25 protein-coding genes, 1 tRNA gene and 1 pseudogene are annotated in these 23,738 nt (G+C 68.2%); 13 read left to right on the top strand and 14 right to left on the bottom strand.

Annotated features, from left to right (window positions below; genetic code table 11):
- Window positions 1-77: 77 nt before the first annotated feature.
- Window positions 78-2,816 (bottom strand): pyruvate dehydrogenase (acetyl-transferring), homodimeric type, encoded by a 2,739-nt coding sequence (aceE, locus tag AC1UKG_RS09080; RefSeq protein ID WP_482642299.1) that lies wholly within the window; start codon window positions 2,814-2,816, stop codon window positions 78-80.
- A 188-nt stretch (window positions 2,817-3,004) separates the two neighbouring features.
- Between aceE and AC1UKG_RS09085 the strand changes: the two genes are divergently transcribed.
- The 6 genes and pseudogenes from AC1UKG_RS09085 to AC1UKG_RS09110 all read left to right on the top strand — a co-directional run bounded on the left by AC1UKG_RS09085 (window position 3,005) and on the right by AC1UKG_RS09110 (window position 8,192).
- A complete protein-coding gene (locus tag AC1UKG_RS09085; protein WP_482642300.1) occupies window positions 3,005-3,409 on the top strand; it encodes a YjbQ family protein in 405 nt (134 codons plus the stop codon).
- Between the two features lie 80 nt (window positions 3,410-3,489).
- Window positions 3,490-5,882: pseudogene (locus tag AC1UKG_RS09090) on the top strand (transketolase C-terminal domain-containing protein).
- Window positions 5,883-5,990: 108 nt separating this feature from the next.
- Window positions 5,991-6,428: a DUF3052 domain-containing protein gene (locus AC1UKG_RS09095; RefSeq protein WP_018216517.1), complete on the top strand. Its 438-nt coding sequence runs from the start codon at window positions 5,991-5,993 to the stop codon at window positions 6,426-6,428.
- 73 nt (window positions 6,429-6,501) lie between these two features.
- Window positions 6,502-6,969, top strand: coding sequence for a peroxiredoxin (locus AC1UKG_RS09100; protein ID WP_018744729.1), 468 nt, complete (start codon window positions 6,502-6,504; stop codon window positions 6,967-6,969).
- 78 nt (window positions 6,970-7,047) lie between these two features.
- A tRNA-Val gene (locus AC1UKG_RS09105) sits at window positions 7,048-7,119 on the top strand.
- A gap of 242 nt (window positions 7,120-7,361) precedes the next feature.
- The gene (locus tag AC1UKG_RS09110) at window positions 7,362-8,192 is read left to right on the top strand and encodes a tyrosine-type recombinase/integrase (protein WP_482642334.1); all 831 of its coding nucleotides are present in this window, start codon (window positions 7,362-7,364) and stop codon (window positions 8,190-8,192) included.
- 15 nt (window positions 8,193-8,207) lie between these two features.
- Here the strand turns inward: AC1UKG_RS09110 and AC1UKG_RS09115 are convergent, their stop codons facing one another.
- A complete protein-coding gene (locus AC1UKG_RS09115; protein ID WP_482642301.1) occupies window positions 8,208-8,402 on the bottom strand; it encodes a hypothetical protein in 195 nt (64 codons plus the stop codon).
- 591 nt (window positions 8,403-8,993) lie between these two features.
- Between AC1UKG_RS09115 and AC1UKG_RS09120 the strand changes: the two genes are divergently transcribed.
- The 7 genes from AC1UKG_RS09120 to AC1UKG_RS09150 all read left to right on the top strand — a co-directional run bounded on the left by AC1UKG_RS09120 (window position 8,994) and on the right by AC1UKG_RS09150 (window position 13,980).
- Window positions 8,994-10,229: a helix-turn-helix domain-containing protein gene (locus AC1UKG_RS09120; protein ID WP_482642302.1), complete on the top strand. Its 1,236-nt coding sequence runs from the start codon at window positions 8,994-8,996 to the stop codon at window positions 10,227-10,229.
- A gap of 165 nt (window positions 10,230-10,394) precedes the next feature.
- Window positions 10,395-10,577: a hypothetical protein gene (locus AC1UKG_RS09125; protein WP_482642303.1), complete on the top strand. Its 183-nt coding sequence runs from the start codon at window positions 10,395-10,397 to the stop codon at window positions 10,575-10,577.
- Window positions 10,577-10,801 carry a hypothetical protein gene (locus AC1UKG_RS09130; RefSeq protein ID WP_482642304.1) on the top strand — a complete coding sequence of 75 codons (225 nt, stop codon included), beginning with the start codon at window positions 10,577-10,579 and terminating at the stop codon, window positions 10,799-10,801. The genes AC1UKG_RS09125 and AC1UKG_RS09130 overlap by 1 nt, the downstream gene beginning before the upstream one ends.
- A 307-nt stretch (window positions 10,802-11,108) precedes the next feature.
- On the top strand, window positions 11,109-11,375 hold the full coding sequence (locus tag AC1UKG_RS09135) for a hypothetical protein (protein ID WP_482642305.1): 267 nt from the start codon (window positions 11,109-11,111) through the stop codon (window positions 11,373-11,375).
- A gap of 79 nt (window positions 11,376-11,454) precedes the next feature.
- Window positions 11,455-12,399 carry an ATP-grasp ribosomal peptide maturase gene (gene tgmB / locus AC1UKG_RS09140; RefSeq protein WP_482642306.1) on the top strand — a complete coding sequence of 315 codons (945 nt, stop codon included), beginning with the start codon at window positions 11,455-11,457 and terminating at the stop codon, window positions 12,397-12,399.
- Complete coding sequence (locus AC1UKG_RS09145) at window positions 12,396-13,505, top strand: methyltransferase domain-containing protein (RefSeq protein WP_482642307.1); 1,110 nt, start codon at window positions 12,396-12,398, stop codon at window positions 13,503-13,505. The genes tgmB and AC1UKG_RS09145 overlap by 4 nt, the downstream gene beginning before the upstream one ends.
- Before the next feature lie 256 nt (window positions 13,506-13,761).
- Complete coding sequence (locus tag AC1UKG_RS09150; protein ID WP_482642308.1) at window positions 13,762-13,980, top strand: hypothetical protein; 219 nt, start codon at window positions 13,762-13,764, stop codon at window positions 13,978-13,980.
- Between the two features lie 161 nt (window positions 13,981-14,141).
- On the opposite strand, the gene AC1UKG_RS09155 is transcribed toward AC1UKG_RS09150, so the two are convergent.
- The 12 genes from AC1UKG_RS09155 to AC1UKG_RS09210 form a co-directional block, all read right to left on the bottom strand.
- A complete protein-coding gene (locus tag AC1UKG_RS09155) occupies window positions 14,142-14,399 on the bottom strand; it encodes a hypothetical protein (protein WP_482642309.1) in 258 nt (85 codons plus the stop codon).
- A complete protein-coding gene (locus AC1UKG_RS09160; protein WP_482642310.1) occupies window positions 14,396-14,707 on the bottom strand; it encodes a hypothetical protein in 312 nt (103 codons plus the stop codon). Before AC1UKG_RS09160 ends, AC1UKG_RS09155 begins: the two co-directional genes overlap by 4 nt.
- A gap of 9 nt (window positions 14,708-14,716) precedes the next feature.
- Window positions 14,717-15,535, bottom strand: coding sequence for a peptidoglycan-binding domain-containing protein (locus AC1UKG_RS09165; protein WP_482642311.1), 819 nt, complete (start codon window positions 15,533-15,535; stop codon window positions 14,717-14,719).
- A complete protein-coding gene (locus AC1UKG_RS09170) occupies window positions 15,504-15,653 on the bottom strand; it encodes a hypothetical protein (protein ID WP_482642312.1) in 150 nt (49 codons plus the stop codon). The genes AC1UKG_RS09165 and AC1UKG_RS09170 overlap by 32 nt, the downstream gene beginning before the upstream one ends.
- A gap of 19 nt (window positions 15,654-15,672) precedes the next feature.
- On the bottom strand, window positions 15,673-16,683 hold the full coding sequence (locus AC1UKG_RS09175; RefSeq protein WP_482642313.1) for a hypothetical protein: 1,011 nt from the start codon (window positions 16,681-16,683) through the stop codon (window positions 15,673-15,675).
- Window positions 16,683-17,849: a siphovirus ReqiPepy6 Gp37-like family protein gene (locus tag AC1UKG_RS09180; RefSeq protein WP_482642314.1), complete on the bottom strand. Its 1,167-nt coding sequence runs from the start codon at window positions 17,847-17,849 to the stop codon at window positions 16,683-16,685. Before AC1UKG_RS09180 ends, AC1UKG_RS09175 begins: the two co-directional genes overlap by 1 nt.
- A gap of 12 nt (window positions 17,850-17,861) precedes the next feature.
- Window positions 17,862-18,770: a phage distal tail protein gene (locus AC1UKG_RS09185; protein ID WP_482643195.1), complete on the bottom strand. Its 909-nt coding sequence runs from the start codon at window positions 18,768-18,770 to the stop codon at window positions 17,862-17,864.
- Window positions 18,771-21,518 (bottom strand): phage tail tape measure protein, encoded by a 2,748-nt coding sequence (locus AC1UKG_RS09190; RefSeq protein WP_482642316.1) that lies wholly within the window; start codon window positions 21,516-21,518, stop codon window positions 18,771-18,773.
- Between the two features lie 516 nt (window positions 21,519-22,034).
- The gene (locus AC1UKG_RS09195) at window positions 22,035-22,592 is read right to left on the bottom strand and encodes a hypothetical protein (RefSeq protein WP_482642317.1); all 558 of its coding nucleotides are present in this window, start codon (window positions 22,590-22,592) and stop codon (window positions 22,035-22,037) included.
- 20 nt (window positions 22,593-22,612) lie between these two features.
- Complete coding sequence (locus AC1UKG_RS09200; protein ID WP_482642318.1) at window positions 22,613-23,092, bottom strand: phage tail tube protein; 480 nt, start codon at window positions 23,090-23,092, stop codon at window positions 22,613-22,615.
- Window positions 23,085-23,345, bottom strand: a complete 261-nt coding sequence (locus AC1UKG_RS09205; protein WP_482642319.1) for a hypothetical protein — start codon at window positions 23,343-23,345, stop codon at window positions 23,085-23,087. The genes AC1UKG_RS09200 and AC1UKG_RS09205 overlap by 8 nt, the downstream gene beginning before the upstream one ends.
- A 10-nt stretch (window positions 23,346-23,355) precedes the next feature.
- Complete coding sequence (locus AC1UKG_RS09210; protein ID WP_482642320.1) at window positions 23,356-23,541, bottom strand: hypothetical protein; 186 nt, start codon at window positions 23,539-23,541, stop codon at window positions 23,356-23,358.
- Between the last annotated feature and the right edge of the window lie 197 nt (window positions 23,542-23,738).

Here is a 23,738-nt window from a genome sequence, read left to right on the forward strand (position 1 = left end):
GGGTGCGGACGGAACGCCCGAGAGACGACGCCGGCCCGGCGCGGAACACTCCACGCCGGGCCGGCCGTGACCGTCGGTCAGCTGTCGCCGCCGGTCTCACCGACCGGGGCCGCTCCGATGTCATTGATCGCGTACTTCTTGGCCGCCTCGGCGGGAACCTCCGCCGGGACCGCGCCGCGGAGCGCAAGCTGCCGCAACGTCGCGACCACGATCGACTCCGCGTCCACGTGGAAGTACCGGCGCAGCGCGTGCCGGGTGTCCGACATGCCGAACCCGCAGGTGCCGAGCGAGGTGTAGTCGCCGGGCACCCAGCGGGCGATCAGATCCGGCACCGCGCGCATCCAGTCGCTGACCGCGACCTTCGGTCCGTCGGCGTCGGCCAGCTTGGCCGTCACGTACGGGACCTGCTGCTCCTCGGTCGGGTTGAGCAGGTTGTGCTCCTCCGCCTGGACGGCGTCGCGGCGCAGCTCGGTCCAGGAGGTCACGGACCAGACGCTGGCGGCCACCCCCCAGTCCCGGGCGAGCAGGTCCTGCGCCTTGAGCGCCCACTGCACGCCGGTGCCGGAGGCGAGCAGCTGTGCCGCCGGGCCGTCCACCTGGGGCGCCGGCGCGTACCGGTAGATGCCCTTCAGGATGCCCTCGACGTCGACCTCCGCCGGCTCCGCCGGCTGCACGATCGGCTCGTTGTAGATCGTCAGGTAGTAGAAGACGTTCTCCTGCGCCTCGCCGTACATGCGGTGCAGGCCGTTCTCCACGATGTGCGCGATCTCGAAGGCGAACGCCGGGTCGTAGGCGACCACCGCCGGGTTGGTGGCGGCGATCAACAGCGAGTGACCGTCCTCGTGCTGGAGGCCCTCGCCGTTGAGCGTGGTCCGGCCGGCGGTGGCGCCGAGCAGGAAGCCGCGGGCCATCTGGTCGGCCGCCGCCCAGAGCCCGTCCGCGGTCCGCTGAAACCCGAACATCGAGTAGAAGATGTACATCGGGATCATCGGCTCGTTGTGCGTGGCGTATGCGGAGCCGGCCGCCGTGAAGGAGGCGACCGAGCCGACCTCGTTGATGCCCTCGTGCAGGATCTGCCCGCCGGTCGCCTCCTTATACGACAGGAACAGCTCCCGGTCAACCGAGGTGTAGCGCTGGCCGTGCGGCGAGTAGATCTTCCGCGTCGGGAAGAGTGAGTCCATCCCGAAGGTGCGGGCCTCGTCCGGGATGATCGGCACCCAGCGTCGGCCGAACTCCTTGTCCTTCATCAGATCCTTGAGCAGCCGGACGAAGGCCATCGTGGTGGCCACCTTCTGCTTGCCGGAACCACGTTTCACATCGGCGAAGCTCTCGGGGCCGGGGATGGTGAGGCGCTTCGTGCCGGACCGCCGCGAGGGCAGGTAGCCGCCGAGCTGCCGGCGCCGCTCGTGCAGGTACTCGATCTCGTCGGACTTCGCCTCCGGCCGGTAGTACGGCGGCAGGTAGGGATTCTCCTCCAGCGCCTTATCCGGGATGTCGAGATAGAGCCGGTCGCGGAAGGTCTTCAGGTCATCCAGCGTCAGCTTCTTCATCTGGTGGGTGGCGTTGCGCCCCTCGAAGTGCGAGCCGAGCGTCCACCCCTTGATGGTCTTGGCCAGAATCACCGTCGGCTGCCCGGTGTGCTCCACCGCGGCCTTGTACGCCGCGTAGAGCTTCCGGTAGTCGTGGCCACCCCGCTTCAGGTTCCAGATCTCGTCGTCGCTGAGGTGATCGACCATCTTGCGGGTCCGCGGGTCGCGGCCGAAGAAGTGCTCCCGGATGTACGCCCCGGACTCCGCCTTGTAGGTCTGGTAGTCGCCGTCGGGCGTGGTGTTCATCAGGTTGACCAGCGCGCCGTCGGTGTCCCGGGCGAGCAGCGGGTCCCACTCGCGACCCCAGACAACCTTGATGACGTTCCAACCCGCACCCCGGAAGAACGCCTCCAGCTCCTGCATGACCTTGCCGTTGCCGCGGACCGGTCCGTCCAGGCGTTGCAGGTTGCAGTTGATGACGAAGGTGAGGTTGTCCAGCTCCTCCCGGGCGGCCGTACCGATCGCGCCCAGCGTCTCCGGCTCGTCCATCTCGCCGTCGCCGAGGAACGCCCACACGTTCTGGTCGGAGGTGTCCTTGATGCCGCGGTGGTGCAGGTAGCGGTTGAACCGGGCCTGGTAGATGGCGTTGACGCCGCCGAGGCCCATCGAGACGGTGGGGAACTCCCAGAAGTTCGGCATCAGCCGGGGGTGCGGGTATGACGGCAGCCCACCCCCGGGGTGCGACAGCTCCTGGCGGAACCCGTCGAGCTGGTGCTCGCTGAGCCGCCCCTCGAGAAACGCCCGCGCGTACATGCCGGGGGAGGCGTGCCCCTGGTAGAAGAGGTGGTCCCCGCCCCCCGGGTGGTCCTTACCCCGGAAGAAGTGGTTGAAGCCGACCTCGTAGAGCGATGCCGAGCTGGCGAACGTCGAGATGTGCCCACCGACGCCGATCTCCGGCCGCTGGGCCCGGTGCACCAACATCGCGGCGTTCCACCGGATGTAGGCCCGGATGCGCCGCTCGACGTGTTCGTCGCCGGGGAACCAGGGCTCCTGCTCCGGGGCGATGGTGTTGATGTAGTCCGTGGTCGTCAGGGATGGCACCCCGACCTGACGCTCGCGGGCTCGTTCCAGCAGGCGCAGCATGACGTAGCGGGCGCGTTTCGTCCCGCGCTCGTCGATGACACCGTCGAGCGACTCGACCCATTCGCCGGTCTCGTCCGGGTCGATATCCGGAAGCTGGCTCGGCAGACCGGCACTGATCACCGGGCGCTTGCGTTCCGTGGCCACAGGCGTTCCCTCGGTTGGATTTTGGTCAGGTTATAGCGCCATCCTGCCTTCTCGGGGCACTCCCCGTCACTTCACCCGCAGGAGACGCGACGCTCGACACAGGTACTCGTCGGTAACCTCATCCGGGGTGGCCCGCCGATGTCTCGGTGTCCCGGGTCGGCCGGTGCGGCCGCGGGCAGAATTCAGACATGCGTACCGAAGTGATAACCGTGCAGACCGGGTCGCGTCTTACCGTCCGGAACATCACCACCGAGGCGGACCGGTTCGTGGTCGGGCAGGGGGACGGGCTGCTGCACGTCTTTGTACCCCACACCACCGCCGGGCTCGCGCTCATCGAACTCGGCTCCGGGTCCGACGACGACCTACGCCAGGTGCTCAACGACCTACTGCCCGCCGACGACCGGTGGCGACACCGGCACGGGAGCCCCGGCCACGGGCGGGACCATCTGCTGCCCGCCTTCCTGCCGCCGTACGCGACGCTGCCGGTGTGTGCCGGGCAGCTCATGCTCGGCACCTGGCAGTCGCTGTGTCTGGTTGACCCGAACGGGGACAACCCGACCCGCCAGGTCCGCTTCTCGTTCCTGCCCGGCTGACCGGCCCGGAGTCGGCGCGGCGGAGTAGACCGGGCCGGCCCCCGTCGTGTCCCACTGGGCGCGCCGGGCTCCGGTCGGCAATGCTGTCCGACGTGAACACCCAGTACGACCTTGACGAGCGGCTCCGCGCGACTGTGGGGGCACTGGTCGCCGCCGGGCATCGTCGGGACCCGTCCCGGCCCGTCCGCGAGGGAGCGCCGCTGACCGGCGTGCGGCTTTTGGAGCTGTTCGACGCCCAGATCGTCAGCCGCCAGCTTGATCTGGCCGGCCGCTGGCTCCGCAGCTTCGGCGAGGGCTTCTACACCGTCGGCTCGGCCGGCCACGAGGGCAACGCCGCCGTCGCCGCCGCGCTGGCGCCGACCGATCCGGCCCTGCTGCACTACCGCTCCGGCGCGTTCTACTGTGTCCGCGCTGCCCAGGTCCACGATGAGCGCAACCCGGAGGAGCGCGATCATGCCGCGGCCACCGCCCCGGCAGGCGCGGTCGCGGGCACCGGCGCGCTGGCAGACGGCGCACGTTCCCTCGCCCCCGGGTATGCGGGGGCGGCCCGCGACGTGCTGCGCGGGATGGTCGCCTCGGCTCGGGAGCCGATCGCCGGCGGCCGGGACAAGGTCTTTGGCCGCGCCGACCTCGCCGTCGTGCCAACCACCTCCACCATCGCCTCGCACCTGCCCCGCGCGGTCGGCCTGGGGCTGGCGCTGGAGCGGGCGCGCCGGCTCGACGGGGCGGACCAGCACACCGCCCCCGACAGCGTGCCGTGGCCGCCAGCGGCCGTCGTGCTCTGCTCCTTCGGCGACGCGTCGGTGAACCATGCCAGCGCCACCGCCGCCCTGAACACCGCCGGCTGGTACGACCACACCGGGCTACGCCTGCCCGTCCTGTTCCTCTGCGAGGACAACGGCCCCGGCGCCGGCGTGCGGTCGCCGCAGGGCTGGGTCGGGGCGGTCCTGCGTGCGAAGCCGGGAGTCCGCTACTTCACCGCCGACGGCACCGACCTGGTCGAGACGTACGCGGTGGCGGCCGAGGCGGTGCGGTGGGTCCGTCGACACCGTCGGCCGGCCGTGCTGCACCTGTCGACCGTCCGACTGATGGGGTACGCCGGTGCGGACGCGCAGAGCGCGTACCGCACCGGCGACGAGATCACCGAGGACCTCAAGCGGGATCCGCTGCTGGTTACCGCGCGACTGCTCACCGGGGCGGGCGTCGCCACCGGCGCGGCCCTGCTGACCCGGTACGACGAGATCGGCTGGCAGGTTCGCCGGATCGCCGAGGAGGTGCTGGCGGAGCCGAAGCTGGCCGACCCCGCGGAGGTCCTCGCCCCGCTGGCACCACGGCGGCCGGGCCGGGTCGCCCGGGCCGTCGCCGCGGCCGCGGCCCGCGCCGAAGGCACCGGCGCCGCGGCCCGCGCCGCGGCCTTCGGCGGAGAGGTGCCCGAACTGGCCGGCCCGCTGACTCTCGCGCAGAGCATCAACGCCGCCCTGGCCGACGGTCTGCTCGACCACCCACGAATGGCCGTGTTCGGCGAGGACGTCGGGGCGAGGGCGGGCTGTACGGGGTGACGAAGGGGCTACGGGAGCGCTTCGGAGCAGCCCGGGTCTTCGACACCCTGCTCGACGAGACCTCGCTGCTCGGGCTCGGACTGGGCGCCGGGCTTGCCGGGATGCTGCCGGTCCCGGAGATTCGGTACCTCGGGTATCTGCACAGTGGCGAGGACCAGCTGCGCGGCGAGGCCGCCACCATGCAGTTCTTCGCACAGGGCGCCTACCGCAATCCGATGGTGGTCCGGATCGGCGGGCTGGCGTACCAGCAGGGGCTCGGTGGTCATTTCCACAACGACAACTCGGTCTCCGTACTCCGGGATGTCCCCGGCCTGGTGGTCGCGGTGCCGGCGCGGCCGGACGACGCCGCGGCCATGCTGCGCACCTGCCTGGCGAGTGCGGCGGTGGATGGCAGCGTCTGTGTCTTCCTGGAGCCCATCGCCCTCTACCACACGCGCGACCTGCGCGCGGAGGGCGACGGGGAGTGGCTCGCCGAGTACGCGGGGCCGGGCTCCTGGGCGAGCGCGCAGGTGCCGATCGGCCGAGCCCGCGGTTACGGTGTTGGCTCGGCCGGAGACATTACGATCATCACCTTCGGCAACGGGGTGCGGTTGTCGCTGCGGGCCGCCGCGGTGCTCGCCGAGGAGGGGGTCGGCAGCCGCGTGGTTGACCTGCGCTGGCTGGCGCCGCTGCCGGTCGCCGACCTGATCCGGGAGGCTACCGCCACCGGCCGGGTTCTGGTCGTGGACGAGACCCGGCGGTCCGGCGGCGTGGGGGAGGGGGTCATCGCGAGCTTGGTCGATGCGGGCTACGTCGGAGCAGTGCGGCGTGTTGCGGCAGTTGACTCGTTCGTACCATTAGGCCCGGCGGCCCGTCAGGTACTGGTCACCGAGGATGCCATCACCCAGGGTGCCCGCACGCTTCTGGCAGGGTAAATTCCGTTCCACCCGGTGTGCCACTTGCGCGCCGAGCCGCAACTGTGTGGACTTGGCTCACGGCGTTGACCGACGCCGTGAGCTGGATGAAAGAGGAGGCACGCGACAGTGAGCGCGACCGCTGGTCAGGCCGCCGACGGGGTACGCAGCCTGGCGGACCGGTTCGGAATCGAGCCGGGGATGGTCGTCATGGAGATGGGGTACGACGACGACGTCGACCAAGATCTCCGAGACGCACTGACCGACCGCTGTGGGGAACTGGTTGACGAAGACACCGACGAGGTGGTCGACGCGGTACTGGTGTGGTACCGAGACGGCGACGGTGACCTTTTCGAGCTGCTCGTTGATGCCCTCGGCCCGCTGGCGGACAGCGGAATCGTGTGGCTACTGACGCCGAAGGCCGGACGCGAGGGGCACGTGGAGCCCAGCGAGATCGCCGAGTCCGCACCCACCGCGGGTCTGCAGCAGACCTCCACGATCAACGCTGGCCGGGACTGGAGTGGCGCCCGGCTGGTGCTGCGTCGCGGTTCGAAGAGCAAGAAGTAACTGACTCCGTAACGCTCAGCTCCTGCCGTGTGGCAGGCTTTCCTGACGTTGACCCGACCGCAAGGAGTTCCGCATGCCCATCGAGGTTGGCGCGCAGGCGCCGGACTTCGTGCTCAAGGACCAGAACAACCAGGAGGTTCGGCTCGCCGACTTCCGTGACAAGCGGGCGGTGCTCCTGGTCTTCTACCCACTCGCCTTCACCGGTATCTGCCAGGGTGAACTGTGTGAGGTCCGGGACAACCTGAACCAGTACGTCAATGACGACGTTCAGGTGCTCACCGTCAGCGTTGACTCGGTGTACGCCCACAAGATCTGGGCCGATCGGGAGGGCTACCAGTTCCCGCTGCTCTCCGACTTCTGGCCGCACGGCGCGGTCGCCCAGGCCTACGGGGTCTTCAACGACATTGGGGGCGTCGCCAACCGGGGCACCTTCATCATCGACAAGGCGGGCGTGGTCCGCTTCGCCGAGATGAAATCGCCGGGCGAGGCCCGTGACCAGCAGGGCTGGCGCAAGGCGCTGGCTGAGGTTGCGGCCGTCTGACACCTGGTCGACCGTTGGAGGCGGGCCGGTGGCGGCAGGGTAAGCTTGCCACCCTCCGGCCCGTCTCACCGGCGCCCGGGGCGCGTAGCTCAGTGGGAGAGCACTCGCCTTACAAGCGAGGGGTCGCAGGTTCGAAACCTGCCGCGCCCACCCTGAATCACAGAAGGCCCGATGACCTGCGGAAACGCAAGGTCATCGGGCCTCTCTTTTCTTCTTGAACGCTGTCTCGATCTTGCTTAGCCGCTGATACAGCGCTCGCTTAGAAGAATTCATGGGCGTATCATGTGTCGATGGTGAGACATTCCCGGCCCGACCCGGGCCACCTTCGCCCCTTCATCGACTCGTTCGTCTTGGACCTACGGATACGCGGCAGGAGCGCCCGAACCCGCGAGATGTACGCCGACGCTGTTTCCTGGTTCGGTGGCTGGCTGATCCAGCACAAGCCCGTGCAGTCCTGGGCGGACGTCACTCGTGATCACCTTCGCGCGTTCTTCCTATGGCTCGCCGACCAGGAGTACGCCGCGTCCTACCGCAACAACATCGCTCGTTGCCTCCAGCAGTTCTTCAAGTGGTACGCGGAGGAAGAAGATCTACCGAACCCGTTTGAGCGGTTCGTGCCGCCAGCCGCCCCGAAGCTGGGGGAGAAGCTGGTCCCGGTCTTGGAGCTGGCCGACATGCAGCGCCTGGTCAAGGACGCCGAGGATGGGCGTGACTTCGAGTCTCGTCGGGATGCTGCCATGTTGCGCATGTTCGCCTGCACCGGGGTTCGCCTCACCGAACTCGCTGGCCTGGAGGTTGACGACGTATCGGTAGCGGACCGGACCGCAATCGTCACTGGTAAGGGTAACCGGCAGAGAACAGTCAAGTTTGATTACAAATGCGCCCAGGCGGTTGACCGGTACAAGCGAATTCGAGCCAGTCACAAGGCAGCCAATCTGTCTGGACTATGGCTGGGGGTACGTCGTCTTGAGCAGGGAATGACGCCGTCTGGCATCTACCAGGTCATCGCCCGCCGTGGCGAACGACTCGGCATCAAGCTGCACCCGCACATGTTCCGACACACCTTCGCGCACCGCTGGCTGGACGCTGGCGGCGCGGAAGGCGACCTGATGGAGCTGACCGGGTGGGACTCGCCGCAGATGCTGCGGCACTACGGAGCGTCCGCTAGGGCGGCCCGGGCCCGACGGGCGTACGACCGTGTCGACGTGATGGGCGGCACGTAGCGCGTGCTACCCACCTCAACCGCGATCGGCTGACATGGGAAGCGCGCCGCGGTCGGTGAGGTCCTTGACCGCGGCGCTGTAGCCACACCACCAGCGGATGTCGCCCGCCTCATCAATCCACCGACGGATGTGTCCGGCCACGAGCAGGGCACAGCTAGCGACGCCAAGAAGTGCGTCAGCAAGCATGAGAGTCCCCATCTCGGCAGTCATGGCGGCATCGTGGCTGTACGCGGTGGCCAGTACCGCGAGAAGCGCGATCGTAAGGAGTCCGGCGAGACTGCCAGCGAGCGTCAGAGGCGGGCGGTGGCGGGGTGGTTGAGGCTGGCGCATGGCGTGGTTGATGACCTCCGCTGAGTACTGGACAAGGAACGCGCTAGTCGAACACATGTGCTAACAGATGGGAAGACTTCTCGCGGCGTGTCGAAGGACAGACGGTGATGGTGCGCGATCGAGGGCCACACGACCCCCACGTGGAGGCTCCTCGTCACCGATGCTCAATGATCGTTGATCAGCGGGATCAATTGTAATACCAGTTCCACAAACGACAAGCAATATCCGCGAACGAGATTCGCGCCTTTCGTGGCTTGAGAAATGTCCGACACCTATCTCCGGCCGACGGCATGACCGATTTGGAGACTAGCCAGAATTGCGGGTCCGTGTTATTCCGCGCGAGGCATCCACAATACAACACGGTCTGTTGCTGACGGCGTGACGTGGTGGGCGGGGAGTACCGTCGACTGTGGCGGCCCGCCGGGTAGAGGTCGGCGGTGCCGCCTTCCAGCCTCTACCTGGGAGACGAGCATGGAACCGACAATTGGCGAGCACCTTGCTCATATACGGCGGCGATCGACGCTGACGCAGGAGCAACTGGCGGAGCGTGCCGGCGTCAGCGTCGAGACGATTCGGAAGTTGGAGCAGGGTGAGCGGCAGGGTGCCCGTACTGCCACCCTGAACAAGCTTGCGCGTGCCCTTGGAGTGTCTACCAGCGCGCTATTCGGAAACGCGGCCCGCGCTGCTACCGACCGGGAGCCGGACGCTCGGCCGCTGAGTCTCGTTGGTGTCCGCCGGGCGCTCACCCCAGTCGTCGGGCTGGATGGCATGCCGCTCGACATCGATCTCGGCGACCAGCCGCCGACGCTTGCCAGCGCGCGGTGCACTGTCGCTAACGCGAACGCGAGCTATCACGCCAACGACTACGCAGTAACCCTGGCGACGCTGCCCGCCATGCTGGGCGAGTCCCGGGCCCTTGTTCATGCCGCGGCTGCCGACGACCAACTCCTCGCACACGCCATCGCGTCTCAAGCTCACCAACTTGCCGGGCGGCTACTGATCCAGCTACGCCAGGTCGACCTGGCGCACGTTGCCCTGGCCGGGGCGCTGGATCATGCTCGGCTCTCGGGTGACCAGGTGGTTGGCGCTTCAGCGGCGGCGCCGATGTGTTGGCTACTGATCAGGCAGGGGCGCTTCGCTGAGGCTGAGCGTTTGGCGGTTACTACCGCTGACCGGGTCGAGCCGCGCATGAGTACAGCGTCTGCGGCCGAGTTGACCGCGTGGGGGTTCCTGCTGATCAAGGGCGCGGGCGCGGCGGTTCGGGATGCCCGGGACGATGATGCCGCTGAGTTGCTGGAGTTGGCGGCCGCCGGCGCGCAACGGCTCGGTGAACGGCCGAATCCGCATGCCGACGTCGCGGGGAACGACTTCTCCACCGAAGCGGTACGGCTGATGCAGGTCGAGTGCGCGGTGATCGCCGGCCAACCCGATAGGGCACTTGACCTGTCGGAGGGTGTGACCCGCTCGCCGCAGGTGACACCGTCATCGCGGCAGCGTCACCGGCTGGATGTGGCCTGGTCTCATGTGCAAACTGGCCGGTACGCGGACGCCACCGACGTCCTCGTCGACCTGCGCACTGCGGCGCCAGCCTGGCTGAGGCAGCAGCAGTACGCGCGGGACATCGTCCACTCGATCACGGAGCGGAAGCGGCGGGCTATGTCCGCTGAGTTGGCCGATCTCGCCTCGCTGGTCGGGTGTACGACCTGAGTCGTACACCGTGTACTAGCTACTCCATCGATTCCTGCGTGTGCCACGGAACGTACCTGGAGCATCACTAGTTCACTCCGCATCCTCGAAGTGACGTCCCAGTCACCCGGCGCTACCCCCGTTGCGTCGGGTGACTGGGACCATCGAGGGTGAGGGAGTCCGCGCATGTTCCGGCTGTTCCGCCAACGCCGACGCCGCCGTTCCGGGCGGTTGGACGCCACCGGTCCCGCCACCGTGTACGCGGCGCGGGCAGGCGCCTACCGGCCACTATGCGACCAGCCGACGGTCATCCTGGATACCCGGCCGTTGATGACCCGGTTGGCCCGGCAGCGGGCCAACCAGCGGTGATGGCCACCCACGCCCGGCCTACCCCGATCGGCCTGTCGGCGGTCCAGCTGCGCAACCGGATGATCCTGTCCGCCCGGCGGATCATCGTCGAGCACTGGCCGCGGGTGGACCGGTGCCCTGTGTGCGGATGTGGATGGCCGTGCCGGCCCACCGACACCGCCTACGACTACCTCGCCACGGTCGGGCAGGACAACTGGGCGCCTCCCGCAACGCGCCGGGAGTAGGCGTTGACGGCTATGGCTCAGGCCGCAGCTAGGCCGGCGGCGCCCGGCTACAGGTTGCGGGCGGGGGACGCAATCCGTCTCGACCGGCATGCCTCTCCGCAGTTCGTTCGCCCGATCACGGTTCGGGTGATCCGGGTCCTTGATCGGCCGACCTACCCCGGGTGGGTGTGGCTGGAGGGCTACGAGCTGAACGACGCGGGCACTGCGGTGCGCCGTCGCCAGTTGTACGTCAGATGCGACGGGATCGTGCCGCACAACCAGTAGACGACCGACCGCACACGGCGGCCGGTGAACGAAAGGAATCATCATGTTGAGTTCCACCCCGCTGCGGCTGCACCGAGGTCCGCGTACTGAGTCTCCGACCGTCGCCCCGGCAGCACCGGTGTCGTTCGGTTTCGGTCAGGCTCGGCCGATGCCGGCCGGCAACGTCCTGGACCTGACCGGCGTCGCCTACGACGACGAGCTCCAGGTCGCGACCGTCAACGGCCTCCCGTACGCCGAGCTTGGCGGCCCACTCGCGGCGACCGTGCGGCAGACCCGCGAGGATGGCCAGCTCTGGGACGACAAGGACTGACCAGCAGTGGGCGGCCCGCCACGGTCATCACGTGGCGGGCCGCCGCCCGCCACCCCGCCGTACTCTCGGAAGGACGGACATGGCAGTCCTCATTCTCACCCACCCTCTCGACATCACCGTGGACCCGGTGATCAAACATCTCCACGACACGGGCGCAGAGGTGGTCCGCTTCGACACCGCCGACTTCCCGCAGCGTCTGCACCTGTCCGCGACATGGGATGGCGCCTGGATCGGGGCCTTGTGCGGCAAGCACCGGACGGTGCGGCTGTCTGACATCACCGCCGTCTACTACCGGCGACCCACCCAATTTGCGCTGCCTGATGGCATGTCCGATGAGGAGCGGGCGTGGGCATCCGACGAAGCGCTCCACGGGTTCGGGGGCGTCCTCACCTCTCTGCCGGCGGTGTGGGTGAACCGTCCCGATCGGGTCGCCGCCGCTGATTTCAAGCCACGACAACTGGCCGTAGCCCACGGCGCGGGTCTGACGACTCCCCGCACGATCATCACCAACGTTCCCTCCGCTGCTCGGGCATTCGCTGAGTCCTGCCCCGGTGGGCTGATCTACAAGACGCTCACTGGCAGCCCGAAAGATGCTGGCCTGCTGCACACCACCAGCACGGTGACGGTCGAGCAGGCGGGCAACCCGGGGATAGCCCACACCGCGCATCTACTCCAAGAGCAGGTGGCCAAGGCGTACGAGGTGCGTCTAACCGTTGCCGGCGAGGCCCTGTTCGCCGCGCGGATCGACACGCACTCAGACGCCGCCGCTTTGGACTGGCGTTCGGACTACGACGCCCTGACCTACCAGCCCATCACCGTCCCACCACGGGTGGATGCGGCGGTCCGCCGGTTCATGGCCGCGCTCGACCTGCGTTTCGGGGCGCTCGACTTCATCGTTACACCTGATGGGGAGTGGGTGTTCCTGGAGATCAACCCGAACGGGCAGTGGGGATGGATCGAACAGGAAACCGGCCTACCGATCGCCGCAGCGATAGCCGCCGAACTGAGTAGGGAGCGTACATGATCGACCCGACGACAGGGCCACGACACGAGCTAGCTGCCAAACTCACCACCGCCGGTGCCCTCCGGTCGCCGGCATGGATCTCGGCGTTCGAGCAGGTGCCGCGGCACCTGTTCGTCCCCACCTGTTGGCACCGCACCAACGCCGGCCTAGAACGGCTCGACAGCACGGATCCCGGGAAGCGCGACCACTGGCTAGCTATCTGCTACTCCGACACATCACTGGTGACCCAGGTCGACTCCGCCGGGACCGCCACCAGCGCATCCAGTCAGCCGTCTGTTATGGCCGTGATGCTCGAGGCGCTTGACGTCAGCCCGGGTCACACCGTGCTGGAGGTCGGCACCGGCACCGGCTACAACGCGGCCCTGCTGTGCCATCGACTCGGTGACGACCGGGTGTATACGGTCGAGTACGACCAGGCCCTGTCCGCCACCGCTGCCGCCGCCCTTGCACAGGCCGGCTACCGCCCCACGATACGGGTCGGCGATGGCGCAGCAGGCTGGCCCGAGCAGAGGCCATACGACCGGATCATCGCCACCTACGGCACCGAGCGGATCCCGCCGACATGGCTGCGCCAGTGCACGCCCGGTGGTGTCATCGTTGCCAACCTCGGCCTCGGACTCGTCGCGCTCCACCGCGACCAGCACGGCGCGACAGCTTCAGGCCGGTTCCTATCCCGGGCGGCCTTCATGAACTCCCGGGCCGACCCCGCGGCGGCGATGATCCCCGACGCAGCGTTCGACCCTGCGGCCCTGCGCGACGGGAGCCCAGCAGACGCCCCATCCGACCTGAGAGCCGACAGCTGCGTGGCCTGGCTGCACCTGCACTGTCCCGACATCGTGCAGATCACCATCCCCGGACCGGACGGCATCGGGGACCAGGCCGAGCACATCTACGCCAACCGCGCAGGTTCCTGGGCACGAGTCGGGCGCGGCCGGTTAACCGAGGTAGGGCCCGTTTGGGGAGATGTGCACAACGCGTACCGCCGTTGGGTCCGAGCCGGCCGTCCCGAGGTCGAGCAACTCGGACTCACCGTAAACGACGAGGGTCATCACACGCTGTGGGTGGATAGCCCATCCAGCACACAGCGATGGAGCCTCACCCCATGACCAGCTTTGACCCCTCCGGCGGATACGACGGCTGCCGTGAGCCGGGTTGCGACCCCCGGGCTCCGGACAGCCCACCATGTGACAAAGGCGGCCCCGCTCTCCCAGCTCGGGAGGGCGGGGCCCGCGTCGTGTCGTAGTCCCGACTGGTGCGCTCCCAGGTCAGGGCGTGTCACGGCGGCCTGGTTTGACAGCCCGTAGGGTCCGGTAGTGACCCGCACACCAATCGTGATCACTGCTGTGGCAGTAGCTGCACTGGGTGCCGGCATCACCGGCACGGCCCTCTACCCGGCGGATACCCGCGGGGACGTACACGGCCTGGGGCATCGAATTTGAGGGGATCTACGGCACCCACCTGACACCCGCCCCGGACCGCGAGCGCGCCGAGCGCTACCTCGCGGAACTGCTGTCGGGGCGTGGCATCCAGGGGCGGCTGGTGTCCCGCACCGTCGTCATTTCCGACAGCGGGTGGCAGTGACGTGCGCACCCGGACACGACGAAACGCCCCGCCTGGCCCTGAGGCTAGGCGGGGCGCTGTCTACAGCACGAACCCCCGCCCAACTAGGCCATGCATGGCCAGAGCCCGGGGGCTCTTTCGTCAGACGGGGTCGCGCGGCTTGGTCGGCGCCGGCCGGGAGGTCACCGCATCGAGGGCGCCTCATACCGGGGCGCGGCCGGCGTACCCAGCAGGACGCCCAGCCGTGGCCACCGTGCCTCGGCCACCCGGACGAGGGCGTAGTAGCCGGCCATCGCCAGCGCGACCACGCCGGCCGTGAGGGTGGTGGACGAGTCGGCGTCGAGGACGATGCCCGCCGTCGAGGCCATCCAGGCGAGCAGGGCGCCGACGGCGGCGGGGACAGCGGTACGGATCAGGCTGATCAGGTAGTCGTGAGTCATCGGTCCTCCTGAGTTTCGGGGATGGGGGCGTCGGCGCCGGTGGCCTGGGCGATCCGGTCGACCTGGTCCTTGATCGATTGGCCGCCGTTGGGGCGCAGCTCCTCAAGGGCGGTGAGCCGGCATTCGATCCGGCCGACCCGAGCCATGAGTCCGGGCCGCCCTTCAGGGAGGCCGGCGCGGGGCGGCTCGCCGAGTAGGTCGTCGACGAGACGACCGAGCCGGCGCGCACCTAGGCCGACCTTGTGTAGTACTTGGGCGGCGGCGCCGATGGCGACGATCGCCGCCGCCACATACAGCAGCGCCTCCACGTTTCGGCCCTACCGGATCGGGTTTCGGTAGGCGGCGTCCCAGGTTTTGCGGCCCAGCAGCCCATCGCGGGTGAGGCCCTGGTCGGCCTGAAACGCCTCGATCAGTTCCCGGTACTCCGGCCCGTAGAGCCCGTCGTTACCGGCGGTGCGTAGGTACCGCTTTCCCTTGCCGGCGGGCCAGCCCCGGCGGACCAGCTGGGTTGTCCACACGGTCAGCCATTGCCGGTCGGCGCGGGCCCCAAACCGGCGACGGTAGTAGCCGGAAACCGACCGGCTCCCCCCGTTGCGGGGGCCGAAGTAGTAGCCGCCCGGCAGAGGGAACGCCACTGCCGGGCCGGGTGCCGGCCGCACCGGCGCCGGTGCCGGCGCGCTGAGCTGGTCCAGCTGCCAGTCCGTGCCCCGCACCGTGTCGGCGGCCTGGGTGAAGTCAGAGTTCACGTGGCAGTGGGTCGTGTGCCGGTTCGAGCCGGTGTAGGTGTGGGTGGCGAAGCCATGCCGGCGGTGCCAGATCCGGCCCTGGTAGATGATGTACCGCACCCACCACAGGGCGCCGGAGCGGGCGAGGGTCACCCACAGCTGCACGACCTGCTCCATCGTGACCCCGTGCGGGTCGTGCAGGTCGGCGTCGAAGTCTCGGGCCCGTACCTCGTCGAGGCTGTCGCCGTCGCGATGCTCCGGCCGGCCGGTCCGGTCCGGGTTGTGGCTTGACGGGGAGCTCTGGTGGGCGGTGTCGCCGATCGCACCGTCCGATCTGGTGTCCCGTTTGGGAAACCGCTCGGTTAGCTGGTCTCGTGCCTCATCCAGGTTCGGTACCACGGTCCACGCCATCGGTGTTCACCTCCACAATTGGCCAGTCGGTCTGCTCGGAATCGATCCACGGATCGGGGATCTGCTCCCCGATCTGCTGCTCCGGGTTCTCATCCGGGATTAGATGTGGATCTAACATCTAGATACCCCTCCTGTTTTCAGCGCGACACCCATTCGGCCTCTAGGTGCGCCGGCCACCCGAAGCGATCATCCAGTCCGAGGCTGCTGCCGCTGTCCTGATAGGCCCAAAGCCTCAGTTCGTCCCCGACCTCCAGCCGGAGCAGCCCAGATGCGGACAACGCGGTGAAGTAGCCATCTGCTGCCGGCACCAGAATCCCAATGGGTGTAGTGATTGCATTGTTGTAGTCACGGATGAACACTCCCCGCGACCCAGAGGAACGCTCTTTGAACACGGCTGAGCAGGTGACGCGATACAGCCCGGCCGTCCGGCAAACAAACCGCCAATTGACCTCGTCGCCCATACCGTCGGTATCCTCCATAATGGTTGTGAGCCGGACCTCGGTATAACCGCCGGTATGAATGAGCGCGGCAAGAGAGGTCATTACACACAGCGGCACCGGCTCGTGGAGCCGGCTCACGGGTAGCCATTGCGAGCCGGTTGACACCATGAGCCTGTCTGTGTCGGTCTCCCAAAGTCGCTGTCCGGGGGTGTGGGGCGGTCGGGTCGACGACGTGCACAGGTAGCCGCCGGGGCCGATGGACCAGGCACGGCTACGCACCTGAGTGTCGGCGATGGTGGTCGCGCCAGGCCCGACATCTACCTCCGCCAGGGGTAGCTCCCAAACACCGGATGCGCCGGTGTTCATGGTGGGCGCGGGTGCTCCGGCGCCGGGGGTGCCCGGCACGACGGCGTTACGCACGGAGTAGTCGGCGCGGTCGAAGCGCAGCACGACCAGGTCCACCCGTGTCGAGCCGGCGGCGTTATCAGCCAGGGAGAACACGATTTCGTCGTTGTCGTTTTCCCATCCGTAGCCCAGCACACTCGCCCGCCGGTCGGCGCGGATGCGGATCTCGCGGGTGCCGGAGCCAGGCGCATACACCAGAGGCGGGTCTTGTGGATGCCCCACGACACCGGTGGGCACGGCGAGGGCGATGAGGTGCTCGTGCTGCAGCTGCGTGACACTGGGGTTCGGGTACCAGGTCTCCATCAGATTGTCTCCAATCGGTCGATCCGGCGAGCCACGTCCCGTAGGAATCTGACCCATCTCGGGTCACTAGACGTGTCCTGCGACCCCACCAGCGCGGTCACCAGCTCACCGGCATCCGGGGTCACCTGCATGTGCACCGCCCGGACCACGTCCGCGACCTCCACGCCGGAGGCCAGCTCCAGCGACACCCGGTCGCCGAGGTGGTAGTGCACACCGAACCGCTGGTCGTCCGTGTCGACCGTCACCGACGACAGCTGGGCCGTCTCCGCCGCTCGCGCCAACTCTTCATCGCCGGCCTGATCGAGCTCGGCGGCGATGGCGACCTGGCGCCGGTCCACGAACCGCTCCATTCGCCCCCACGCCGCTTCCGCGGCCGTGTCGACTCGTTCCACTACGAGTCGCGACGTGCCGACATCCTGCCCGCCGACAATCGCCGTCGTCGTCGGCGCCTGCGGGTCATACCGGTAGGAGTGCAGGTTGCCCAGCCCTGGGCTGAACCGCACCGTCCCGCTGAGGTCTTGTGGCGCATACACGTCGAAGACGATCTGCGCGGCGCCCGTGTCTTGCCGGGTGCGGAATCCCAGCCCGCCGCCGGCGATGGCCGCCGACCGCAGTGCGTCCCCGAGCGGCTCGAATCGTGTACCGAAGGTGATCTGTGCGCCGATACCAGCGCCGGTACCGAGAGCCAGCTGCGGCACCCGCCGTGCCGTCAGAGCCCCCGGACCCGCGTTCAGGTCCACTAGCGACCGGATGACATCGCCGGCCTCATTGGTGGCCGTCCACCGCGCGGTGGATGTCTGGGCGGTTGCCGGCGCCGCCGGGTTCGGGTAGGTCACCCGCGACACCACTGCGGCAAGGTCGTCGGCGAACCGGACCTCCACCTGACCCGGCCCGGAGGCCTGACCCTCCACCGACCAGTCCTCCGGGCCGGGGGCCTCGATTGGGCCGGCGCAGAACACCGCACCGTTCCGGATGACCACCACCCGCCGCCCAGCCGTCAGCTGGGCGGCAGTGACTGCCGTGCGCGGCGCCCTGAACCCACCCGACGCGACATCGTTGAATTGCAGCGTTACGTCCAGGCCAGTCCAGTCACTGATCGGGTCACCGATGACATTGAGATTCCGGTCGGTGATCAGCAGAGTGATCCGCGCAGGCTGGGACAGCATCAGAGGCATCAGTCAGGCCGTCTCATATCGAGGGGTGTAGGAGAGGGCGATCTGCGTATCGGCGGCTGATCCGGACACCGCGAAGTCGACGTCGTTCAGGCCGGGCTGCAAAGCCCACAACACCGCCCCGGGCCAGTCAAGGTGGCCGGTCCAGTTCTGCCCGGCCGGGCCGCGCACCGTCGGCGGGTCGGTGGTGATTGTCGCCGTCTCCCCTGCGAGCAGCGTCGCCGTCAGGGTGAACGTCTCATCGGTGGTCGAGTTGGTGGCCTGTACTTGCGAGGCGGGCCCGACGATCGTCCACGCCGGCCACGCCTCCACATCACCCGCGTTGACGGCTGTCGCCGCGCCGAGCACACTCGACGGGCTAACCGTCAGGTACGGATCCAGATACGACACAGCGGCCCCGTTCGTGTAGAGGGTGCTGACTGGAGCCACCGCACTCCAGAAGGGGTCCTCGCAGTACAGCGACAGCACCGCCGTGTCGTAGGTGTGGCCCTGGCCGGGTTCGCCGTCGAACCCCGCCTCGTAGTAGGCGCGAATCTCCCGCGCATCTCCGTCCGGGCGCATCACCCGTAGGGTGCCGGGGCCCAACCGGCGGGTCATGGTGAACGCCCGCGCAATCGCCCGCCAACCCGCGACCAACTCCAAATGCGTGTCGGCGCGGACTCGGATCGGCCACGTGATCGTGCGTGCGTGTGGCTGGATGTGTCGCACCCGGGTGCCGCCGCGTGGGTGCGCATCGGCGACGATGCTGATCGGCGCCGCACCCCACCCGGTTACGGCGTTCAGGGTGAAGTGCAGCTCGTTTTCTGAGGTCAACTGCCATTCGGTACCGTCCGGGGCGATCCACACCGCTTGAGGTCGGCCAGGATCCACCGGCCTTATCGGCGGCGGGACGGGGGTGCCGACGTAGATGGGCATCTAGTGGGGCCTCCCCACCCGTGCCAAGGCGTCCTGCCGAGACTGGAACGCCCTGAAGTCCTCCATGCTGGCCACGGCCCTCTGCGGCTGCCAGTAGTAGTGGTTCGTCACCGGCGAGCCGACCGAGGCCTGTCCCATCCCGGCACCCATGGCGGGGAGGAAGTTCCGCCATCCGCCCCACCAGTTCTCGATCGCGTAGCTGACCATCGCCTTCGTGCGGTTCGGGTCCCCGTACTTCGGGGCGAACAGCTCTCCTCCGGTCGCCGGCTCAGCCCACGCATACCTGGCAGGGCCTTGCGGCGAGGCGATCTGTGCCTCCCGCAGCACCCCCCACTGGGCGTGCTCGGTGATGCCACCCCACCGCCGGCCACCCACGCCATCGCCGATCGGCGCGTTCCGCCCCTCCGACCGGGTGACGATCTCGTTGTGCTGAGTGGTGATGACTACCTTCTTGGACCTAATCTGCGTGATCAGATCCCGCACCTGGGCCAGCTCCCGCTCCGCCTGGATCGTGTCTGCTGTCACCGTCGTCGCGACCTTGCCCGGCACTGCCTTGTACTTGCCGATCAGGTCGTCGACCTGATCCTCGTTGTAGCCCATCTGGATCAAGACAGCCCGCAGTGATCCGATCTGCGACATGTACGCCGCGTCGGCGTCCTCGACCGACATGTTGTTCTCAATATTTGCCTGCCGCAGATCCTTGATTCGCTCGATCTGGTCCAGCACCACCGTCGCGTTGTCCCGGCCCGCCTGGGTTGTCGTCTCCAGGGTCCGTTTGCCCTCGACCAGTTCCGCCTTGAGATCCTTCAAGCCCTGCCGGTAGGCGATCGTCGCCCGATCCAGATCCATCTGGATGTCGAACAGGGCATCGAATGCGTCCTTCAGTTCCTGAACCTTGTCTGCAGCATCAGCAGCTTCGGTGCCGACTTCGGCCACGCTCCCGGCGGCGCCGTTGGCTTTGTCGCCGGCCATCTCAACCGCCGCCGCGTAGCCAGGCAGCACCTTGTTCAACTCGTTGACCGATACGCCCTGCTCGCGGGCCCGTTCCGCGATTTGCTGGAAGATCTCTGCCGCCTGCTGTCCCTGCCCGGACTGGACCATCTGCGACAGGGTCTGGTCGAGCGCCTGCAGCCGCTTCCTGGAATTTTGCAAGCTGAGGTCATAAGCATTGCCGACGCCGGTGATGCCTTCCACCAGGCCGGTGGTGCCCCGCACAAAGCTCGACCACGCGCCCGTGTCTGCGACGTCCGTTAGCGCTTGGTCTAGCTTCCCGAGGTCGTCACCGAACACTCGGGCTGCCTCGCCGCCGATCTCGCCGCTTCTGGCGAAATCAGTCATGCGTTTGCCCAACACCTCGGTCTGGGCGTTCACGCTGCTACCCATCAGCGCCGACGCCGTCTGCAGGGCGGCCAGCGTGATGGCGACCCGGCCGGCGGCCTTGCCCGTCTGCTCCAGCCCTGCCGCCGCCCGTTGCCCGATTGGGCCCGTCTTCCGCAACTCTCCAAGAGCGTCCGCGGTGGCGCTGCGCATCTTCGCCGCACCTGCCGCCGCGAGCAGCGCGGCACCAGACACCCCGGCGACGATCACGGCGGCGTTCTGCACCGGTGCAGGGATGCCGGACAGGGAGTTGACCAGGTTGTCCGCCCCTTGCACGAGCGTACGCAGCCCGGACTCAGCGCCCGAGCTGGACTCGATCGCCAGCGTCTCCAGTGACCCGGTCAGACGCTCAATATCTCCCGCAAGGTTGTCCATGCGGGTGCGGGCCGTCTCCGCGGCGTACCCGGCGTCGTTGGTCTTGTCGATCCAGGTCTGGATGCCGTCGGCGCCCCGCTCGTACAGGATGCTCGCCGCCCGGATCGCGTCTGACCCGAAGATTGTGGCCAACGCGGCGTTGCGCTGCTCCTGGGTGAGGCCGCCGAGCCGCTCCTGGAGTTGCCCCGCGAGCGCGGTAATGCCGACGAACTGCCCGGACGCGTCGTAGGTCTGGATGCCCAGCTCCGCCATCACGCTTTTGGCCTTGTCGGTCGGGTTGGCCAGCATCAGCATCGCGGTCTTGAGTGATGTGCCGGCGTCTGACCCCATCAGCCCTGCGGAGGCGAACGCTGCGAGCGTGCCCGTCGTGTCCTCGATGGACAGGCCCATCTGGGCTGCCACTAGCCCGCCCTGCGACAGCGCCATGCCGAGGTCGTGCACGCTCCCCTGCGCCTTGCTGGCACCTGCAGCGAGCAGATCGGCGAGGTGCGGAATCTGGTTGCTGGACAGCTTGAACTGGGTCATAGCGGATGCGGCGATTTCCGCGGCATCTGACACCTCGAGGCCGCCGGCTGCGGCGAGATCGAGGGCGCCCTTGAGGCCGCCGTTGAGGATCGCCGCCGTCGAAACGCCGGCCTTGGCGAGTTCCTCGATGCCCTGGGCCGCCTCGGTGGCGCTGAAAGCGGTGTCCTTGCCGGCCTGAAGTGCGGCGGTGCGCAGCATTTTCATATCACCGGCGGAGGCATGCGTCGTCGCGCGTACTGCGCTCATCTGCTTGTCAAACCTGGCGGCGGCGGTGATTCCGACTGCGAACCCGCCCGCGAGAGCGAGCCCCATCGCGCCGGCTTGGTCCGCCACAGCATCTAGGTGGCCTGCCTTGGCTGCCTTATCCAGCTCGCCTGTGAAGTCCCGCGTCGACCGGGTGGCGGTACGCAGACCGTTGACGTATCCCGAAACCTCTGCCTGTAGGCGGACACCGACCGTACGTATGGCCATAAATCCACCTCCAGGGGGACAGTGCGGTTGAGTGGTGCCCGATATGGTGCTTCGTCATGGGTGCTCTCAGGCCGTGGCATATCGCCACGCTTTGCTGCTTCGTGTCGTCTGCCGTGTTGATCGGCGGTCTGGTCTGGTTCTTGGCGACACGGAAGCGCCGTTAGCGTCGCTTCGCCCGCCACAGCAGCGCCTCACGCTGCGGCGACTCCTGATGCGCCGGCTGGGCCGCAAGTAGCGCCGTTGTGGCGTGACATCTAACCGGCGGCGGGACGTCGAACTTGCCCTCTGTCTCCGGCGAGCAGCATTCCCGCTGGTCCCCGCCGCACGATGGACAGCGGTACGCCTCCTCCTCCGCCCGCAGATGAGCGAGGGCGAGGATCCACGCAACATCCTGCTCGGACCACTCTGGCTCCGGGGTCGAGCCGAGCAGCCGACTGTCGCTGTCGTAGGTGTAGGTGGTGGTGGGTTCCCACCCGTCCAGCCGTCGTGGGCTGATCCGGAGCCTTTCGGCCGCCTCTATTCGGGCCCGCTGCTCTGGAGAATCCGCGAGGCGGCGAGCGAGAAAGGGATATCCACATCCCGCCGGTTCAGGCTCCACGCCGCGTCGGCGAGCTGATCGAACTGCCGGTCGGTCAGTCGCTCGTCTAGTAGCAGCCGCCAGTCCTCGACATCCAGCTCGGGCTCAACGACGGATGCGCGCACCAGCGCCTCGAAGAACGTGGAGACGTTTACGCCGACGTACTTGTCGCGTTCGTCGACCTGACCCTTGTCGTCCTTGCGGGGAGCGTGCCCTTCCATCAGTGCCCGCCATGCCGGCCGGGCCAGAGCTCGCAGACGGAAGTCGACGGTGTGGTCGAGCATCTGCTGCCGCAGTGCCTCGATCCGCTCGGCGACCTGGCGGGCCTTTCCGCCCGCTGCGAGGGAGTCCGCGGGATGGCGTTGCGCGTCGGCCAGCTCCCGCTCCGCTGCCTCCACTTCCGCCACCAGGTCGGCGTGAAGGCAGATCGGTACGGCCGTCTCCGGCAGCTTCGCGGCCCGGATCAGCTCCTTGGCCGTCTTTTTGCTCTTGCTCATGCCCGGTCCTTCCCCGGCCGTCAGGCAACGGTCGCGGACAGCGACGGTGGGACGGTGATGGGTGTAGGCACCTCGTATTTGCGCACCGAGTTACCCTCCGGGGGGAGCAGCTTCCGCTGGCCGCAGGTCACCGGATACACCTCCACGGCCTGCCCGGACGCCCACGCCGTCGACTCGGCGACGTCCCGCCGGATCACGATGTAACCGGAGGCGCCGCGCGACAGGGTGTCGTAGGCGGTGTCGGTGCCATCCTGCTTTTTCATCCGCAGCCCGGTGCCCGAGAACGAATCCCGGCCGATGGTCTTGGTGTCGAACGTGCTTGCCAGGCTCGTGGTATCCACCTCTGCGGTGGTGGCCTCGAAGCCCATCAGCCCGTCGGCGGTGATCACCGACTGGAGCAAGATCCCAGCGTCCAGTTCCATGGTCGCCGGGGCGTTGATACTGGCGATGGCCGGCGCCCACGCGACGCGGGTCATGCCATCGGCGAGGACGTCAGCCATCGCTCATCTCTCCGTTCTCGGTGCCGCGCCGGGCGGCCCTCCTGGTCGGCTTGTTGATCTGCTCGGCCGCGACGGCAGCCTGGGTCTGCCGCTGCTCGCGCCGTGCGAGGTGCTCGGCTACCACGGGGCTCGGCTCGGCTGGCGGCTCGTTAGCCGGCTCCCAGCCAGTGGCCTTCCAGCCCCCCACCGCCGCCCTGGGACAGCGGAAATGACCACCCGTCTCCGGGTGGGTGAGCCACACGAAGTCGTTCACCACGGCCACCTCAGATCCGGTACAGCTCGTACGTCACGCCCGTCTGCGACGAGCTGGTGACCGTGGCGTTCCCCGTGGCTGAGTCGACGGCCGAGGCGGGGACCAGCAGCATCCGCTCACCGGTCGCCGGGGCTGCCAGCGCCGTCACGGTGCCCGGGTTGCCGAGCGGGGTGCGGCCCGGGTCGAGGACAGACACGTTTGTGGCAGTGCCGGTCGTTATGACCCGCAGTGCGCAGCCGGTAGGGCCCATCTGCCCGCCGGCGATCGTGTCGGATGCGGTAGGAGTGATCGGTGCCGGCGCGGTACCGGCTGTGACGATCGATTGTGAGGTAAGCGCAGCCATCGGCGGTGGTCCTTCCTGTCGGGTTCCGCCATCGGCGGACAGCGAACTTT

This window comes from Salinispora sp. CH2A1_6, assembly GCF_056820975.1.